Raw genomic sequence first — 17,558 nt, 5'->3', positions numbered from 1 at the left:
TTGGAATTTTGAAAGTGAGCCTTGCGGGAAGGTTTTGTGCGTTGCACAAATGCGCACGGGCACCCCGGGAGCCAGGCCCGGGCGCCCAGCGAGGCTTGTGATGCCCTCCGCACCGGCACTGCCAGGCCGGCCGGGCGCAGGCTACGCGGTCGCCTCGACGCGGTTCTTGCGGTAGAGGATGAGTGTGGCGATCAGCCCGCATGCGGCGGCGAAGGCCATCCAGTATCCCGGCGCGGCCTTGTCCTTGGTGGCCTCGATCAGATACGTGGAAATGGCTGGCGTAAAGCCGCCGAAGAGCGCGGTAGCCAGGCTGTATGCCAGCGAGAAGCCCGCCACCCGCACCTCGACCGGCATCACCTCGGTCAGGGCCACCACCATGGCGCCGTTGTACATGCCGAACAGGTAGGACAGCCACAGCAGCACCAGCAGCATGCGCTCGAAACTGGGCGCAGCCGCCAGCCACGACAGGGCGGGGTAGGCGGTGACCAGTGCAATCAGCGAGATCGCCAGCAGGATGGGGCGGCGGCCGATGCGGTCGGACAGCGCGCCGCCGATGGGCAGCCAGATAAAGTTCGAGATGCCCACGCACAGCGTCACCCCCAGGCTGTCGGCCGTACTCAGCTTGAGCACGGTCTTGCCGAAGGTGGGGGTATAGACGGTGATCAGGTAGAAGGTGGTGGTGGTCATGGCCACCAGCAGCATGCCGGCCAGCACGGTGCGCCAGTTGCGCAGCATGGAGTCGAACACCTCGCGCGTGCTCGGATGGTGGCGCCGCGTGCGGAACGCTTCGGTTTCCTGTAGTGAACGGCGCAGGACAAACAGGAAAGGCACGATCAGGCAGCCGATGAAGAACGGGATGCGCCAGCCCCAGCTGTGCAGCGCGTCGGCCGTCAGCCACTGGTTCAGCGCGAAGCCCAGGCCCGCCGCCACCACGATGGCGATCTGCTGGCTGGCCGACTGCCACGCCGTATAGAAGCCCTTGTGGCCCGGCGTGGCCATTTCCGACAGATAGACCGATACCCCGCCGAGCTCGGCGCCGGCCGAGAAGCCCTGTAGCAGGCGGCCGACCAGCACCAGCAGGGGGGCCAGCAGGCCGATGGTGGCATAGCCTGGCACCAGGGCGATCAGGATGGTGCCGCTGGCCATCAGCGCGAGCGTCACGATCAGGCCCTTGCGCCGTCCCACCTTGTCGATATACGCGCCCAGCATGATGGCGCCCAGGGGGCGCATCAGGAAGCCCGCGCCGAACACGGCGAAGGTCAGCATCAGCGAGGCGAATTCACTGTTGGCCGGGAAGAATGTCTGGGCGATATAGGTGGCGTAGAAGCCGAACAGGAAGAAATCGAACTGCTCGAGGAAATTGCCGCTGGTGACACGAAGTACGGCACCGAGCTTCGAGGACCCGGGTAGGGCCGTCCCCGCCATTTGCGCTTGCATCGCCAGTCTCCTTGGGCACCGCGTGCGGCGCATCCGCCGCCCTCCCGCAAGAGACCGGCCCGGCGGCCGCGCGTGTGCCGGTCACGCGTGTGGAGGTCAATATATGCCGTGCAAGTCGCCAGCGCCAGTTCTGCGTGGAAGGCGCCCGCGGGACTCGCACACGCCGCCCATGCGCCGGCGCGGCCATGCCGCCGGCTCAGGCGTGGCGGAACACGGCGGGGCGTTTCTCCACGAAAGCGCGCGTGCCTTCACGCGCATCGTGCGAGCCCGCCGCCACCATGAACTGCATGGCCTCCACCGCCAGGCCCTCGTCGATCGGCAGGTTGATGCCACGCGTCACCGCGCGCAGCGAGGCCGCTACCGCCACCGCGGAATGGCGGGCGATGCTGTCGGCCAGTCGCACGCACGCGGGAATCAGGTCTTGCGCCTGCACCACCTCGTTGACCAGCCCGAAGCGCAGCGCGCCGGCCGCGTCGATCGGCTCGCCGGTGAGGATCATCTGGTTGGCGCGCTTTCGCCCGACGTGGCGCGGCAGCCGCTGCGTGCCGCCGAAGGTGGGCGGAAAGCCCAGCTTGATCTCCGGCTTGGCAAAGGTGGCATGGCTTGCCGCGATGGCCAGGCTGCATGCTTCCACGGTCTCGCATCCGCCGCCGTAGGCCAGGCCGTTGACCGCCGCGATGACCGGCTTGGGAAACGACTCGATGCGCCGCGTCATGGCCTGCCCGCGCTGCAGGAAGCGGCGCAGCGCCTGCTCCGGCGACGCCGCGATATCCGGCGCGAAGCCGGCGATGTCTGCGCCCGCGCTGAACGCGCGCGTGCCGCTGCCGGTCAGGATCACGCAGCGCACGGCCGGATCCGCCTCGATGGCATCCAGCCTTGCCATCAAGGCATCGATCAGCGCATAGCTCAGCGCATTGAGCTTGGCCGGACGGTTCAGTACCAGCAGCGCGTGCGCGCCCAGCGCTTCATATTGCACGAGCATATCGGCTTGATCGGCTTGATTGGCGTGACCGGCTTGACCGGCGGGGGCGCCGTGTCCGTCGTCCYGCGCAGCGTGCCCGTGGAGTGCATCGTTCATGGTCGTTCTCCTTTGTCGTGACGTTTTTTCCTGGCGTTCTTCAGGCGGGGTCCCGCACGGCAATGCACGCCGGCCGCCCCCGAAAGCCGGAGACAAACACCACGGTCTCCTCGGCCGCGACGAAGCGCTCGCCGCAGGCCAGCACGGTGTCGCGGCGCGCGGCGTCGAGCGCGGCCGATTGCTGGGTGAGCCATGCCATGCCCTGCGTGCAGATCAGGTAAGATCCAGAGCCAAGCGGGATCCGCAGCGCGGCCGGGCCGAGCAGCCAGAGGCCTTGCGCGGCAGCTGGCGTGGCCGATGGATTAACGCTCTGGGTCGTGGTCGTCGCGCGCATGTCAGCCTCCGGGCAAAGCGCTTCCCCTGTATCCGCCGCATGGGCTTGCGTCCGAATGCATCGGGTGAGCGTCGGATAGCGCCAGATGGGCGCCGGGAACCTTGACTGCATTCTTGCCGGGAACCGGCCGCAGCGGCCGGAAGGATTTTCATCAGCGGTATGCCTGGGCGTCATGACGATCCTGAGCCGAGCCTCCACCAGCGCGCTGCGCACCATGTCGCTCGAGGCCCTGCGCGGCTTCGAATCCGCCGCGCGCCATCTCAGCTTCACGGCAGCCGCCGAAGAGCTCTGCCTCACCCAGTCCGCCATCAGCAAGCAGGTCAAGAGCCTGGAAGACGTGCTCGGCGTCGCGCTGTTCCGGCGCGGCGGCAAAGGCCTGAGCTTGACCCCGGAAGGCCGCCAGCTCTATGAAGCCGCGCGCGAAGCCATCGGCCAGCTCGGCGCCGCCATCGACCGCCTGCTCGCCGTGGACCGCGTTTCCATCGCCGTCACCACCACGCCATCCTTCGCCGCCCTCTGGCTGGTGCCCAAGCTTGCCCGCTTCCAGGCCGCCGAACCCGGCATCGACGTCCGCATCGATGCCTCCGAACCCATGCTCAATCTCGAGCGCGAAGGCATCGACCTGGCCATCCGCCTCAATGCGCAAGCCCCCGGTCCCGGCGGTCCCCGCCCGCTGCTGCAGGAACGCCTGATGCTGGTGGCCGCCCCCGCCATCGCCGCGCGCATCACCGAGCCGCGCCACATACTCGATGCGCCCCTGCTGGTCTTCCACGACCCCGGCGCCCGCTTTGCCTGGATGTCGTGGACGCAGTGGTACCAGCGCCTGGGCTTGCTGCGCTCGCCCAAGCAGGCCTGCCTGTATTTCTCGCAATACGCGCACGTGCTCAACGCCGCCGTCCAGCAGGCGGGCATTGCCATCGGGCGCACGCCCATGGTGCTGCCGATGCTCAAGAGCGGCCAGTTGCAGGTGGTGGTGCCGGAGCACACCGCCGACGGGCTGACCTACCAGATCGTCACGTCAAGCGTGGAGCGGCCCGGCGTGCGGCAGTTCCGCGCCTGGCTGGAGAGCGAACTGGCGGGTGAGGTGATTGGGTAGTCGAGATCCGTTTCGCCCCAGGCCGGCGGCGCCTGTCCCATATGGCGCCTGTTCCATATGCAAAAACTGCCTTTCCATAGCTGAAAAGTTGTCTATACAAGTAACCGGCGGCTCGATAACATCGATCTGAACAACAAGCGCGCGCATGCCCGGCGCGCTTGTTGTCTTTCCACGTTTTTCGGAGTCCGAGGTGAATCGTCTTGTCCGCCAGCTTGCCAGTTCCACTGTCGTTCGCTTTGCGGGGGCAGCCGTGCTGGCCTGCGCAAGCCTGCCGTCGTTCGCTGCCGGCCCCGCCGCAGGCGAGGGTTTCCCGGCAAAGCCGGTGAGGGTGATCGTGCCGTTCGCGCCGGGCGGCGTGTCCGATGCCTTGCCGCGACTGGTGGGGCAGAAGCTGGCAGAGCAGTGGGGCCGTGCCGTGGTGATCGACAACAAGCCCGGCGCGGCAGGCAATATCGGCATGGAGGCCGCGGCGCGGGCACCCGCGGACGGCTATACGCTGGCGCTGGCGCCGGCAGGCAACCTCACGGTGAACCCGATTCTTTTCCCGAAGCTTGGCTTCGACACGCGCGACCTGGTCCCCGTGACGATGCTGGCGAGGTCGCCCAACGTGCTGGTGGTCAGCCCGGGCTTTCCCGCGCATTCGCTCAAGGCGCTGGTGGCCTACGCGCGCGCCCATCCGGGTGAACTGAATTTTGCCTCGCCGGGCAGCGGCAGCGGGGCGCACCTGGCGGGCGAGCTGCTGAACCTGGAGGCGGGCATCCAGACCGTGCACGTACCTTACAACGGCACCGCGAGCGCGCTCAATGATGTGCTTGGCGGGCAGGTACAGATGGTGTTCGCAGGCGTGTCGACCGTGCTGCAGCATATCCGTTCAGGCAAGCTGGTGGCGATTGCCGTGGCCGGGCCGCAGCGCCTGGCGCAGTTGCCGGGCGTGCCGACGGTAGCGGAGTCGGGCTATCCGGGCTTCGACGTGACCTCGTGGTACGGGCTGGTGGCGCCGAAGGGGACGCCGGACGCGGTGGTGCGCAAGTGGCAGGCGGATGCGGCCGCGGTGTTGCGCCAGCCGGAGGTGCGCGAGAAGATGCTGGGGCTTGGGCTCGAGCCGGTGGCGAGCACGCCGGAGGCATTCGCACGGACGATCTCCGCCGAAACGCTGAAATGGCGCGCGATCGTGCATCGCGCGAAGATCCAGCCATTGCAGTCTTAAGGCTGCGAAGACATCCCCTGAACCGGCACGGGCCGGCGGGCTCGGCCTCCTTGCCGTGCTCGCCGGCCTTCTTGTTTTCCGCCCTCTGGCAAGACTCCGCCCCAGGATCCTAGGGTAATCCCCAGTATGCCGTATCATCTCGCCCTGCGCGTTCGTCGCCAGGGCATGGTTGCGTCTCGGGCGCGGCACATTTGCGCATCTGTCCTGTCCAACGTGCTGGTTTTTACACATTGAACAGGTACGGGTTCTCCGCTCGAGGAGATCCCGGGGGCACGCGGGCGCTTTGTCGGGGCGTCCGGTGCCGGGTAATGCAGGAGATGCTTTTGGCAACAAACGAAACCCAGCGCAGAACTGAGGTTGACCTGATTCGCGGCGTCGCGCTGATCTTCATCGTGGTCGACCACGTGAATGGCAGCGTGCTGGCTGACTATACGATCCGCAATTTCGCGTTCTTCGACGCGGCGGAGATCTTTGTCTTCCTGGCCGGCTATTCGGCCAGCTCGGCCTTCCTGGCCATGGAGGCGCGCCACGGCGCGGCTGCCGCGCAGAGCCGCCTGGTGCGGCGCAGCTGGGAGATCTACAAGGCGTTCGTGCTGACCGGCGTGCTGATGCTGGTGTTCGGTCTGCTGCTGGCGCTGGCACGCGTGCCGGCACCGGCGGTGGTATCCACCGAGGCGCCGATCTTCATGGCGCATCCGTTCAGCACGCTGGTCGAGGTGTTCAGCGTGGCGCGCCAGCCCTTCGTCTCGGACGTGCTGCCGATGTATGCGGTGTTCATCCTGTTCGCGCCGCTGGGCATCCGCATGGCGCGCGCGCGGCCGTTGACCTTCGTCGGCGCCAGCGCGCTGCTGTGGCTGATGGCGCCGATGCTCACGCCGCTGCTGCCGAGCAGCGACGGCAATGGCTGGAGTTTCAATCCCTTTGCCTGGCAACTGATGTTCGGCCTGGGGCTGATGGCGCGCCTGCGGCCTGACGTGATCCTGCCGCGCCAGCAACTGGTGCGCTGGGTGGTGACGGTGCTGGCGGTGGCGATGACGCTGGCCGGCGTGTTGCTGGCCTACCTGTGGATGCGTCCGCACGTCTATGAGCCGTGGCTGCCGGCGTGGCTGCCGACCATGGTGTTCCCGCTGCCCAAGAAGAGCCTGGCGGCGCTGCGCGTGGCGAGCTTCCTGGGCCTGGCATGGCTGGCCTACCTGGCGGTGCGCGCGGGCTGGGTGGCGCGGCTGGCCTCGGTGATGGGGCCGGTGGTGCAGATCGGCCGCCATAGCCTGTTCTGCTTTGTCTTCGGCGCGGTGGTGTCGGTGGTGATCGAGGGCTTTACCTATGGCATCGCCGGTGGGCGGCCGTCGCGGCCCATCGCGCTGGGCGGCGATATCGTCGCGGTGGCACTGCTGCTGGTGATCGGCGGCTGGTGGGGGCGGCGCAAGGAAGAACGCAAGGCCGCTGCCGCCTAGCTGCGCAGCCTAGCTGCGCCGGGTGGCGCGGCCGGGTTGCAAGGCCCGGGCGCTCCCGCTCCTGTCAGCGGCGTACCAGCGCAATCGCGTACACGCACGGCGTATCGCCGGGATTGAAGAACGTGCAGGCCACCGGGGGGCCGAGCTGGAGGCAGTCTCCGGCGTTCAGCGTGTGCACCAGATCGCCTTCCTCGAAGACCAGCGTGCCTTCGCGCATCCAGATCTGCTGGTGCTGGAAGGTGAACGCGGCGGGCGGATAGGAGACGCGGGTCCCGGCCGGCAGCATGACTTCGAGCAATTCCAGCATGCCGCCGTTGCGCGGCGAGACCGCGCGGCGCGTGTAGCCGGTTTCCGGATCCTGCCAGACCGCCTGGTCGTCATGCCGGCTGAGGCGCTCGCCAGCCTGTTCGGCCAGCGCCAGCAGCATCGACAGCTGCAGGCCGAACGCGCCGGACAGGCGACCGAGCACGGTGGCGGTGGGGCTGGCCTCGCCGCGCTCGATCTTGCTGATCATGGCTTTGGACACCCCCGAGCGATCGGCCAGGTCCGACAGCGACCAGCCGCGCGATTCGCGCTCGGTCCTGATGCGGGCGGAGATGGCGACGGTAGGATCGGCGGAAGGCTGGTTTTGCATGGGACTGGAATCCGGGCGCGGGGCCGTGGCGATGGTCGCCGCATTATACGAGGCGCCGTCCTGGTGCCGCCCCGCGCCTGCCGCCTGTAGCCGGGGTCCTTGCGGTCCATCGGCCCGAGCATCGCCGGCCATTCCATCTATGACGATATCTGCATGTTTTTCCCGGCCGCCCATGCCGATGCGTATTGCGTATCGCGTATCGCCGGCGTGGCCGGGCCAGTGTATTCGAAATTGGCTAAAGGGGTCTTCCGGGAATGCGGTTTGACGAAGTTGCCCGGTGCAGGCATCGTGCAGGACAATGACCCGGTGGTTCAGGACGAATCCTGTCGCAACAGGGACGCCGGGAACCCGGGCGCGAGTCTCGCGTACCGGAATCGCAGGCCTGGATGGCCGCAAGGCAGGAGAAGACCATGAGTATTGGAACGCCGGGCCATCTGCGCTCTCTGCTTTTCGTACCCGCCGACAGCGACAGGAAGCTCGAAGCATCCTTGCGGTCCGGCGCCGATGCGCTGGTTTTCGACCTCGAGGATGCCGTGCCCGAGGAAGGGAAGGGCGAGGCGAGGAAGCGGCTTTCGGCCTTCCTCGATGTGCACCGGGAATCGATGCCCGCCTGCTTCTTCGTGCGGATCAATGGCCTGTCCACGGCGCACGTCCTTGAAGACCTCGCAACCGTCGTGCGTCACCGTCCCGATGCCATCGTGTTACCAAAATGCCGGAGTGTCGACGATGTGCACCGGCTAGGCGATTTTCTTTCCGCGTTCGAGCACATCCTGCTCGGCGGCAAGCAGCAGACCGGCATCATCGCCATGGCGACGGAGACGTCGGAGGGCGTGTTCGGTCTCTCGTCGTACCGCAACGCCCCCATGCGTCTGCGCGCGCTGATGTGGGGCGTCGACGATCTGGCCGCGGATCTGGGCGCTTTCTCGTCGCATGCCGGCCGGGAGCTCACATCGCCCTTCTCCGTGGCGCGGACCATGTGCCTGCTTGCGGCCGCCCAGGCGGGCGTCGACGCGATCGATGCCGTCAGCACCAAACTCGGCGACGAAGCGCAGATCGTGGCAGAGGCCTTGCAGGCGCGCCGCGATGGATTCGTAGCCAAGGCGGCGGGGCATCCGGCACATATCGCCGCGATCAACCAGGCCTTCCTTCCCAATGAGGAAGAAGTGGTCTGGGCAAGGCAGGTGGTGGCCGCGTTCTCTACCGTGGGCGCGTCCGGCGTGGTGCGCCTCGGGGACACGATGATCGACCGGCCGCATCTGCGCCTGGCCCACCGGATACTTTGCCAGGTCGACGGCGAGGACTGACTTGCGTCGCCGTGGCCGCCAGGCGAACCGCCCGGTGGCGGYGGCCATCTGACGGGCGCCGGCGTCGGCGCTGTTTCCCGCTTCCCCGCTTCCCGCATCTGGCATCTGGCATCTGGCATCTGGCATCTGGCATTGCGCCGGGCTGCCTCACATGCTCGCGTTAACCCTTATCGAATTTCGCTTTTATCGGTAGTCATCCGTCCACTATATTAAACGCAATGAGCGGGGTGGCAGACATTGGCCGGTTTGCGGCGAAGCAGCGGCCCCGGCGGACCAATGGCTGACCTGGAGCCGGCATGCCCCGTGAAATTCGTCTGAACGCCTTTGACATGAACTGCGTGGGCCACATCCAGCAGGGGCTGTGGACCCACCCGCGCGATCAATCCAGTCGCTTCGGCGAATTGCAGTACTGGACCGACTACGCGAAGACGCTCGAAGCCGGCCTGTTCGACGGCATCTTCCTCGCCGACGTGGTGGGCGTGTACGACGTCTACGGCGGCAGTCCGGACGCCGCGCTGCGCGGCGCGGTGCAGGTGCCGGTGAACGACCCGACGCTGATCATCCCGGCCATGGCGGCGGTCACGCGCCATCTCGGCTTCGGCGTGACCTGCAACCTGACCTACGAGCAGCCGTTCCTGTTCGCGCGCCGCATGTCCACGCTCGACCACCTGACCGGCGGGCGCATCGGCTGGAATATCGTGACCGGCTATCTCGACAGTGCGGCACGCGCCATCGGCATCGAAGGGCAGGCGGCGCACGACGACCGCTACGACCTCGCCGACGAATACATGGCGCTGGTCTACAAGCTCTGGGAAGGCAGCTGGGACGACGACGCCGTGGTCCACGACCGCGCCGGCGGCGTCTATGCCGATCCGTCCAAGGTGCGCGCCGTCCACCATCGCGGCCCGCAGTACAAGGTCGACGCCGTGCACCTGTGCGCGCCGTCGCCGCAGCGCACCCCGGTGCTGTACCAGGCGGGATCGTCCGCGCGCGGGCGCCGGTTCGCGGCCACGCACGCCGAATGCGTGTTCGTGAACGGGCAGAAGAAGGAGGGGGTGCAGGAGATCGTCGGCGACATCCGCGCCCAGGCGGTGCGGCAGGGCCGCCGCGCGGAAGACGTCAAGGTGTTCATGGGCGCCACCATCGTCACCGGCAGGACCGATGCCGAGGCGCAGGAAAAGTACGAGGAATACCGCCGCTATGTCAGTTCCGAGGCGGCACTGGTGCACGCGGCCGCGTCGATGGGCATCGACTTCGCGCGCTATGACATCGACGAGCCCATCCAGGCCAGCAAGAGCCAGGCCATCGTATCCAATGTGGAGGCCATGACGCGCAGCGCCGGCCCGCAATGGACCCGCCGCAAGCTGCTCGAGCAGATGGTGCTGGGCAGCCGACAGGCGCCTTGGGTGGGCAGCGCCGGGCGCATCGCGGACCTGATGCAGGGCTGGAGCCAGGACACCGGCGTGGACGGCTTCAATCTCTCGCGCACCGTGATGCCGGAGTGCTTCGACGATGTGATCGGGCTGCTGGTGCCGATCCTGCAGGAGCGCGGCGTCTACAAGACCGCGTACCGCGACGGCACCTACCGCGACAAGCTGTTCGGCCACGCCCGCCTGCCGGCCACGCACGCTGCCGCCCGTTACCGCGGCGCCGCCGCGGTTGCAGGCGCGCAGGCCTGAGATCATCATTCTGCGCAGGCACCGGACAAGGGCATGGTAGACAAGACGACTTTCCGAGACGCGATGGCAGGGCTGGGCGCCGCCGTCAACGTCATCACCACCGACGGCGTGGCGGGCCTGGCCGGCTGCACCGCTTCCGCCGTATGCGGCGTGACCGACGAGCCGCCCATGCTGCTGGTGTGCATCAACCGCGCCAGCCGCAACAATGCCGCCATGCGCGAGAACGGCCGGCTGTGCGTCAATGTGCTCAGCGCGGAACAGCGCGACGTGGCGATGCGCTTTTCCAGCAAGGACGTCTCGATCGGCGAGCGCTTTGCCAGTGCAGAGTGGGAGCGCATGGAGACCGGCGCGCCGGTGCTGCGCGGCGCGGTCAGCGCGCTCGATTGCGAGATCGAATCGGTGACCGAGGTCGGCACGCACACGGTGTTCTTCTGCGCGGTCCGGGCCGCGCGCGCGCAGGACGACCGCGACGGGCTGATCTATTTCGGCCGCGATTTCCACCGGGTCGGCGCGGCGGCGCCAGCCGACGCCGGGACCTGACGCGATGGCTCGCGCCCAGGCCGCGCCCGTCATGTCCTCCACGCCCGCAATGCCCGCCGCCGCCCACCTGCCCGGCAAGACCGCCTCGCTAGTCATCCTGCTGTTGTCACAGGTGGCGGCGATGGGCGTGTGGTTCTCGTCGAGCACGGTGATCGCCGTTATCAAGCAGGCGCACGCGATCGCGGCCTTCGACGAAGCCCTGCTGACCAGCGCGGTGCAGTTCGGCTTTGTCGCCGGCACCATTACCTCGGCCTTGCTGTCGCTGCCGGACCGCTACGATCTGCGGCGCCTGTTCATGGGTTCCGCGCTGGTGGCGGCGCTGGCCACCGGCGCGCTGGCGTTCCTGCCGCCCACCGGCGGCGTGGTGGTGCTGCTGCGCTTTGTCACCGGCATGTGCATGGCGGGAGTCTATCCCGTGGGCATGCGGATGGCCGCCACCTGGGCGCAGCGCGACCTGGGCCTGCTGATCGGCCTGCTGGTGGGCGCGCTCACGCTCGGCTCGGCCAGCCCGCACCTGCTGGCCGCCACCGGCGGGCTGGACTGGCGCACCATCTACGGCGTGGCCGCGGCCTGTGCCGCGGCAGCGGCGGTGCTGATCGGCTTCGCCAGCGTCGGTCCCAACATCAGGCGCGCCACGCGCATCGATATCGGCAAGGTGGCGCAGGCCTGGCGCAGCCCGGCAGTGCGCCTGGCCAACCTGGGCTATCTCGGCCATATGTGGGAGCTGTACGCGATGTGGGCCTGGCTGGCGCTGTTCCTGCAGCAGACGCTGGTCGCGCGCGGCGTGGCCGAAGCGCGCTCGCGGGCCGAATGGATGACCTTCGTGGTGGTGGCCGTGGGCGCGCTCGGCGCGTGGCTGGGCGGCTGGCTGGCCGACCGCGTGGGCCGCACCGCCGTGACCATCGGTGCCATGGGCATCAGCGCCTCGTGCGCGGCGCTGATGGGCTGGCTGTCCACCGCGCCGATGGCGCTGCTGGTGGCCGTGGCCTTGCTGTGGGGTCTGTCCGTGATCGCGGACTCCGCGCAGTTCTCCGCCAGCGTGACCGAGCTGGCCGATCCGTCCTCGGTGGGCACGCTGCTGACGGCGCAGACCTGCGCGGGCTTCCTGCTGACGCTGGTCAGCATCCACCTGGTGCCGGATGTCGTGGCGTATCTCGGCTGGCGCGGGGGCTTCGGCATGCTGGCCATCGGGCCGGCGCTGGGCTGCGTCGCCATGTGGCGGCTGCGGCGGCACCCGGATGCCGTCAAGCTGGCGGGCGGCAAGCGCTAGCCGCATGCCGCCTTGCGGTGCGTCGCGGCGTCCTTGCCGCCAGGGGCAGGCGGCGGCCGATGCGTGCATCGGCCTGCTGGTGGCGCTGGCTCAGGCCGCCTGCTGGCGCAAGGCGAAGGCCCGCTGCGCCGCCGGCCGCGTCACGCAGCGCTGGTGCCAGGCAGTCAAGCTGGTGAAGGCGCAGGCATCGATGTCGGCCAGACGGTGCAGCACCGATGCCACGGTCAGATCCGCCACGGTGAAGGTGTCGCCCAGCAAGTAGGGCTGGCGCGCGCAATGCGCGTCCAGCACGGCCAGCGGCTTGCGCAGCGCCGCCAGCGCCGCCAGCGCCGCGGCGGCCTGGGCGGGGTCGCGTTGCGCCTGTGGCAACAGCCGGGTGTGCTGGCTCCACTGCGTCAGGTGCGGCTCGACCATGGTGGCGGCCCACAGCGTCCATTGCAGGATCCCGGCGTCCTGTCCGGCGGTGCCGTCGCACAGCACCTGGCCCGCATGCTTGCGCGCCAGGTAGAGCGTGATGGCCAGCGACTCATAGATGACCAGGCCATCGTCGTCGATGGCGGGCACGGTGCCGTTGGGGTTGATCGCCAGGTAGGCGGGTGCCTTGGCTTGCGCCGAGGCGTAGTGCAGCGGGATGTTCTCGTAGGCCAGGCCAAGTTCTTCCGCCGCCCACAGGGGGCGGATGGCGCGCGAGGCGGCGATGCCGTAGATCTTCAGGGTCACGGGTGGGGTTCCGGCGGTTGGAAATGGGTGTCGGCAATCGGGGCGCGCTTCAATCGCCCAGCGCGATGCCGTCCTTGCGTTTGTCCGATGCGCCCAGCAGGCCGCCTGAGGCATCGCGCATGACGATCTGCGCGCCGCCGAAATCGCTGCGGTCGCCCAGCTCGCCAAGGCCGGCGGGGTCGGTGTAGCCGGCGTCGCGCAGGGCTTGCGCGATGGCCGGCGGCATGCCGGCTTCGATGGCGAGCGCGGTGTCGGACTCCAGCCGCCAGCGCGGCGCATCGAGCGCGGCTTGCAGCGGCTGCTGCCAGGCCGCCAGCCGCACCAGCAACTGCAATTGTCCTTGCGGCTGCATAAGGCCGCCGACCACGCCGAAGCCCGCATGGAAGCGGCCGTCGCGCAGCGCCGCGCCGGGCACGACCGTGTGGTACGGCCGCTTGCCGGGCGCGGGGCTGTTGATATGGCCGGGGCCGGCAAAGCCGAAGCCGCGGTTCTGCAGCACGAAGCCGCAACCCGGCACCGCTATGCCGGAGCCGAAGCGCTTGAAGATGCTGGTCATCAGCGTGACGGCCAGCCCGTCGCGATCCACCACCACGGTGCAGACTGTGTTGCCGGCCGGGTCCGCCACGGTTTGCTTGGCGTATTGCATGGCGCGGCCCATGGCTTGCACGGTGCGCAGCACGGCGGCGGGATCGTCCTGCGCCAGCAGGGCAGGGTCGAGCCGGCCCAGTTCGTCCAGCGCGTGCAGGATCGCCACGCCATGCGTATTGGGCGGGCACTCGAGCACGGTCAGGCCGCGGAAGGTCGTGGAAACCGGCGTGCAGAAATTCCCGCGATGGGCGGCGAAATCCGCGGCCGCCAGCGCGCCGCCGGCATTGCGGCTGGCTGTCGCGGCCGCCTGCGCGGGGGCGCCCAGGTAATAGGCATCGGCGCCTTCCGCCGCGATGGCGCCCAGCACCTTCGCCAGTTCCGGATTGCTGAAGGTCTCGCCGGCGACCGGCGGGCGGCCGGCGCGATAGAGCGCGGCGCAGACCGGGTCCTGGTGCAGCACGCGATCGAACACGGCCCATTCGCGCGCGGCTACCGGTGCGACCGGGAAGCCGTCGCGCGCCAGCGCGATCGCCGGGGCGAACAATTGCTTCCACTCCATGCGGCCATAGCGGCGGTGCAGATCCTCCCAGCCGCGCACCGCGCCGGGCGTGGTCAGCGAAAGCGCGTGGCGCTCGGGGATGCGCTGCCCGGGGAGGCCCGCCAGTGCCGCCATCGGAAAGGCCGCAGGCGCGCGGCCGGTGCCGTTGTAGCTGACCGCATGCCCGTCGGGCTCGACGATCATGGCCAGCATGTCGCCGCCGATGCCGGTGGCCATCGGCTCCACCACGCCCAGGATAGCGTCGGCCGCGAGCGCCGCGTCGACAGCGCTGCCGCCTTCGCGCAATACCCGCAGCGCTGCCTGCGCGGCGAGCGGGTGGCCGGTGGCGACCATGCAGTGCGCGGCGCGCACGCCTTCGGCCGGGGTTGCGGTTGTCATGCGGGTCGCTCCTTGCTTGTCAGGGGTTTGAGGTTCGGTGTTTCAGCGCCACAGGACCACGGCGCACATCGTCGAGACGGTCAGGCCCGCCAGCACCGGCACCAGCAGCGCGCGCACGGCATCGAGCACCGGCACGCGCGCAAAGCCGGTAATGGCCACCAGCGACGACCACGCGATCAGCGTCCCGCCGCCGGTCCATACCGCGCCCATCTGGCCCACCGCGCACAGCGTGGCCGCGTCCAGCCCGACCGTGGGCCCCAGCGCGCCGGCCAGCGTGCCGGTCAGCGGCAGGCCGGCAAAGCCGGAGCCGTCGATGCCGGTGATCATGCCCACCAGCAGTACGCCGAAGGCCACCAGTACGTGATTGTTTGGAATCCATTGCTCGGCGCCCTGGATCAGCTCGAACAGCAGGCTGGGCGCGTGGCCGGTGCCAACGTGCAGGATGGCGCCGGCCGTGTCGCTCGCGCCGATAAAGAAGAATCCCGCGATCGGCAGCACGGAGCCCATGGCCTTGAAGGCAAAGACGAAGCCGTCGGTGATGTGCTCTGCGCTCATGTCCAGCATCTTGCGCGGCCCTTCGGCAGCCAGCGTGCAAAGGATCATCAGCAGCGCCGCGGTGCCCCCCACCATGGCCGCGGCTTCGCCCCCCTTGAGCTCGGCCACGCCGAGGCCGAGCTTGGGCGAGACCATCAGCGCGATCACCGCCGCGAAGGCCAGCGGCGTGAGCACGGCAAATGCCTTGGACCACTTGATGCGGCGCTGCTCCACCATCGACAGGCTGCGCGCGATATTGGCGTCGGTGCCCAGCGGCTCGCCATGCGCGGTGCCGCGCGCCAGTTCGCTCTTGTCGAAGCTGCCGGCGCCACCGGCGGGGTCCATCCCGGTTTCCGCGCGGCCCTGCCAGCGCTCCAGCAGGCTGGTGCTGGCGGGGCGGATATGGCCGCGGATGGAAAGATAGGCCAGCGTCAGCGCGATGCCGCCGGTGATCAGCGACAGCACCAGCGCGCGGTCCGCCACCATGGCGGCGCTGACCGCGGCGCCGGCCGCCTTGGCGCTGATGCCCGGCGCCACGCCGATCACGTAGTCGGACGACAGCGCGGTGCCCTGGCCTGCGATGGCAATGGCCATGGCGCCGGCCAGCGGCGGCAGCCCGGCGGCGATGGCGGCCGGCAGCAGGATGGCGGACACCAGCGGGATCGCCGGGGTGGGCCAGAAGAACAGCGAGATGGCATAGGTGATGGCGGCCAGCATGAAGTAAGCCGTGTGGCCGTTCTTCATCACCGAACGGAAGGGCTCCACCATGCGCACGTCGGAACGCAGGGCCTTGAGCGCGTTGAGCAGCGCTGTCATCAGCGCGATCACCAGGAAGATGTTGAACAGTTCGCGCGCCGCCACGAAGCTGGCGTTGAAGATGCTGGCCAGCGCGCTGACCGGGCTATGGGTCCAGGCCAGGGTCACCAGGAAGGTGGCGATGATCGAGGGCACCACCACGTTGGCGCGGAACACCATGGTGAGCACGATGGCGAACACGCCGGCGAGGTAGACCCAGTGGGCCGCGCCGATGGCGATATGTGAATCCATTTTGGGGGTTGTCTCCTGTGCCGGCGTGACGAAGGCGGTGTCGCCGGTCTGTGCAGAGGCGGCATCGTAGCCGGCCTTGTGCCAAAGCGGCAAACTTTGGCGCGGCGGGGCGGCATGCAGGTGCGCCGCAGCTATCCTGCGGCAAGCCGGGAGCACGCCGCATCACAAGCGGCGCTCGCTTATCCGGCGACGGATACGGCCTTGGCCGCGGCGCTGGTCTGCGCTTCCCAGGACACGCTGATGTCGCCGTTCACAAAGGTCTGGCAAGCCATGCGGTAGCCCTGGCCGAACTGCTCCTCGGTCAGGTGCTTGCGCTCCTTGGGCTTGATGGCGTCGGTGAACTCGAGGCCGCTTTCGATCTTGCACTTGCAGGTGCCGCACAGGCCGCCGCCGCACTTGAAGGGGATGCCGCCTTTCTCGCGCAGGGAAACGCGCAGCAGGTTGCTGTTCTCGGGGGCGGTGACGACCTTGCTGTCGTTGGTGACAAAGGTGATTTCAATCATGGAAACAGTCCGATTGCATGAGGGGGCTGCCCGGCGCCGTGCCGGTCATACTCGGTTTGTCGTGGATGGGGTTGTTCAGTCGGGATGCTTCACCAGCGCGATATCCATGCTGCCGAAGCTGGCCAGCCGCCTGAGTTCCTCGCGTGCGCCTTCGAGCGTGTCGAACTTCTCCAGGAATTTGGAGGGCACGTAGTTGACGATGGGCTGCGTGCCGCCATCGGCTTGCTCTACCACCTTCACCTTGACCGGATACGCCAGCTCGGCGATCACGTACTGCGCCGTCATGCGGCCGTAGAAGAGGTAGTCGTAGGCCTCCACGGCCGACAGTCCTTCGACGAGTTCGGTATGGAACTGCCCTGGCTTGCTGCTGAGAATCACGTACATGACTTTGCCGCTTGCTTGTTGCCGCTGGTACAGGTGCGGAGAATTGCCGATGGCTCACGAATTGCTGGTTGCCGTCACCGGCCGCGCTGCGGCTGGCATGGCCTTGGGCGCGACGCTCTCTGGCGGCAGTTCGTCCTGGGCCAGCTCGATGTCATGCTCCAGCCAGATCTGGCAGGTCAGCCGGTAGCCCTGTTCGAGCCGCTCGCCGAGCTGCTTCTTTTCCTTCCAGTTGGGCGGCGGCAGGTGCTCGGCGCCCGAGATCACGCGGCAGGCGCATTTCGAGCACTTGCCCATGCCGCATTCGTAGCGCAGGTTCGGATACGGAAACTGCTTGATTCCCGCCCGGACCACCAGGTTGGTACTGGGCTTGACCTCGTCTTCGAAGGTCTGGCCATTCTTGTGAAATACGACTTTCGGCATACAACTGTTCCGCAAGCGGTCCGTGGTGGTCTGTCAAGGACGGCCGGCGTGCAATGCCGGCCGCGTGCGATGACGCAGCCCTCTCAAGCGGCGAGTTCGAGTTCGGGCAGCGGGATTTCCTGCGCGACGTAGTCGTGATAGAGGGCGGTGGTATAGAGCAGGCGCATCTGTGCGCCGATCTCGCAGATCTTCAGGCAGCGCTGCTGGAGTTCGGGGGTGTCGGCGTGTTCGAGCACGATCTGGTAGCCGCGCTCGCCGTGGATTTCGTCGGAGACGATATGCAGGTCGAAGAACTCGACTTCTTCGTCGGTGAAGTTGTACTTGTCGCGCAGGGTGGGGGTCTGCTTGCGGTAGATCGAGGGGACGGTCTGCTTGCGGTAGATCGAGGGGAC

Annotated in this window: 18 protein-coding genes; 7 read left to right on the top strand and 11 right to left on the bottom strand. The window is 68.2% G+C overall.

Translation table 11 applies throughout. The features are described from left to right. Window positions 1–141 precede the first annotated feature (141 nt). The 3 genes from tcuC to AC1DK4_RS26240 all read right to left on the bottom strand — a co-directional run bounded on the left by tcuC (window position 142) and on the right by AC1DK4_RS26240 (window position 2,849). A complete protein-coding gene (gene tcuC, locus AC1DK4_RS26250; protein WP_441616791.1) occupies window positions 142–1,437 on the bottom strand; it encodes an MFS transporter in 1,296 nt (431 codons plus the stop codon). A 196-nt stretch (window positions 1,438–1,633) separates the two neighbouring features. Then, a complete protein-coding gene (locus AC1DK4_RS26245; RefSeq protein ID WP_477131869.1) occupies window positions 1,634–2,515 on the bottom strand; it encodes a crotonase/enoyl-CoA hydratase family protein in 882 nt (293 codons plus the stop codon). A 40-nt stretch (window positions 2,516–2,555) separates the two neighbouring features. Further along, window positions 2,556–2,849, bottom strand: a complete 294-nt coding sequence (locus AC1DK4_RS26240; RefSeq protein WP_441616795.1) for a DUF2917 domain-containing protein — start codon at window positions 2,847–2,849, stop codon at window positions 2,556–2,558. Window positions 2,850–3,021: 172 nt separating this feature from the next. On the opposite strand from AC1DK4_RS26240, the gene AC1DK4_RS26235 reads away from it, so the two are divergent. The 3 genes from AC1DK4_RS26235 (at window position 3,022) to AC1DK4_RS26225 (ending at window position 6,606) form a co-directional block, all read left to right on the top strand. Then, window positions 3,022–3,945 carry a LysR substrate-binding domain-containing protein gene (locus tag AC1DK4_RS26235; RefSeq protein ID WP_441650014.1) on the top strand — a complete coding sequence of 308 codons (924 nt, stop codon included), beginning with the start codon at window positions 3,022–3,024 and terminating at the stop codon, window positions 3,943–3,945. 190 nt (window positions 3,946–4,135) lie between these two features. After that, on the top strand, window positions 4,136–5,152 hold the full coding sequence (locus tag AC1DK4_RS26230; RefSeq protein WP_441616799.1) for a Bug family tripartite tricarboxylate transporter substrate binding protein: 1,017 nt from the start codon (window positions 4,136–4,138) through the stop codon (window positions 5,150–5,152). Between the two features lie 317 nt (window positions 5,153–5,469). Then, entirely contained in the window at window positions 5,470–6,606 is a 1,137-nt protein-coding gene (locus tag AC1DK4_RS26225) for an OpgC domain-containing protein (RefSeq protein ID WP_441616801.1), read from the top strand. Window positions 6,607–6,670: 64 nt separating this feature from the next. Here the strand turns inward: AC1DK4_RS26225 and AC1DK4_RS26220 are convergent, their stop codons facing one another. Next, on the bottom strand, window positions 6,671–7,240 hold the full coding sequence (locus AC1DK4_RS26220; RefSeq protein WP_441616803.1) for a helix-turn-helix domain-containing protein: 570 nt from the start codon (window positions 7,238–7,240) through the stop codon (window positions 6,671–6,673). A gap of 410 nt (window positions 7,241–7,650) precedes the next feature. Between AC1DK4_RS26220 and AC1DK4_RS26215 the strand changes: the two genes are divergently transcribed. The 4 genes from AC1DK4_RS26215 (at window position 7,651) to AC1DK4_RS26200 (ending at window position 12,033) form a co-directional block, all read left to right on the top strand. Continuing rightward, on the top strand, window positions 7,651–8,544 hold the full coding sequence (locus tag AC1DK4_RS26215) for an HpcH/HpaI aldolase/citrate lyase family protein (protein WP_441616805.1): 894 nt from the start codon (window positions 7,651–7,653) through the stop codon (window positions 8,542–8,544). 296 nt (window positions 8,545–8,840) lie between these two features. Beyond that, window positions 8,841–10,223, top strand: a complete 1,383-nt coding sequence (locus AC1DK4_RS26210; RefSeq protein WP_441616807.1) for an LLM class flavin-dependent oxidoreductase — start codon at window positions 8,841–8,843, stop codon at window positions 10,221–10,223. 33 nt (window positions 10,224–10,256) lie between these two features. After that, on the top strand, window positions 10,257–10,763 hold the full coding sequence (locus AC1DK4_RS26205; RefSeq protein WP_441616809.1) for a flavin reductase: 507 nt from the start codon (window positions 10,257–10,259) through the stop codon (window positions 10,761–10,763). A 31-nt stretch (window positions 10,764–10,794) separates the two neighbouring features. After that, window positions 10,795–12,033 (top strand): MFS transporter, encoded by a 1,239-nt coding sequence (locus AC1DK4_RS26200; RefSeq protein ID WP_441616810.1) that lies wholly within the window; start codon window positions 10,795–10,797, stop codon window positions 12,031–12,033. Window positions 12,034–12,123: 90 nt separating this feature from the next. Here AC1DK4_RS26200 and AC1DK4_RS26195 read toward each other — a convergent pair whose 3' ends face one another. From AC1DK4_RS26195 to AC1DK4_RS26165, 7 genes are all read right to left on the bottom strand, one after another. After that, on the bottom strand, window positions 12,124–12,753 hold the full coding sequence (locus AC1DK4_RS26195) for a glutathione S-transferase family protein (RefSeq protein WP_477131868.1): 630 nt from the start codon (window positions 12,751–12,753) through the stop codon (window positions 12,124–12,126). A gap of 49 nt (window positions 12,754–12,802) precedes the next feature. Next, complete coding sequence (locus tag AC1DK4_RS26190) at window positions 12,803–14,278, bottom strand: gamma-glutamyltransferase family protein (RefSeq protein WP_441616814.1); 1,476 nt, start codon at window positions 14,276–14,278, stop codon at window positions 12,803–12,805. Between the two features lie 42 nt (window positions 14,279–14,320). Continuing rightward, window positions 14,321–15,859 carry a hypothetical protein gene (locus tag AC1DK4_RS26185; RefSeq protein WP_441616816.1) on the bottom strand — a complete coding sequence of 513 codons (1,539 nt, stop codon included), beginning with the start codon at window positions 15,857–15,859 and terminating at the stop codon, window positions 14,321–14,323. A gap of 179 nt (window positions 15,860–16,038) precedes the next feature. Beyond that, window positions 16,039–16,362, bottom strand: a complete 324-nt coding sequence (locus AC1DK4_RS26180; protein WP_441616818.1) for a 2Fe-2S iron-sulfur cluster-binding protein — start codon at window positions 16,360–16,362, stop codon at window positions 16,039–16,041. A gap of 75 nt (window positions 16,363–16,437) precedes the next feature. Then, window positions 16,438–16,746, bottom strand: coding sequence for a ferredoxin (locus AC1DK4_RS26175; protein WP_441616820.1), 309 nt, complete (start codon window positions 16,744–16,746; stop codon window positions 16,438–16,440). A 54-nt stretch (window positions 16,747–16,800) separates the two neighbouring features. Then, window positions 16,801–17,166, bottom strand: a complete 366-nt coding sequence (locus AC1DK4_RS26170) for a 2Fe-2S iron-sulfur cluster-binding protein (RefSeq protein ID WP_441616822.1) — start codon at window positions 17,164–17,166, stop codon at window positions 16,801–16,803. A gap of 83 nt (window positions 17,167–17,249) precedes the next feature. Further along, window positions 17,250–17,558, bottom strand: a 309-nt coding sequence (locus AC1DK4_RS26165; protein ID WP_477131867.1) for an iron-containing redox enzyme family protein, incomplete at its 5' end; no start/stop codon positions are given.

Source organism: Cupriavidus sp. 05N38 (genome assembly GCF_056397345.1).
Note: the sequence above shows the minus strand (reverse complement) of the source record. Positions and strands in the feature narration are given on the sequence as shown.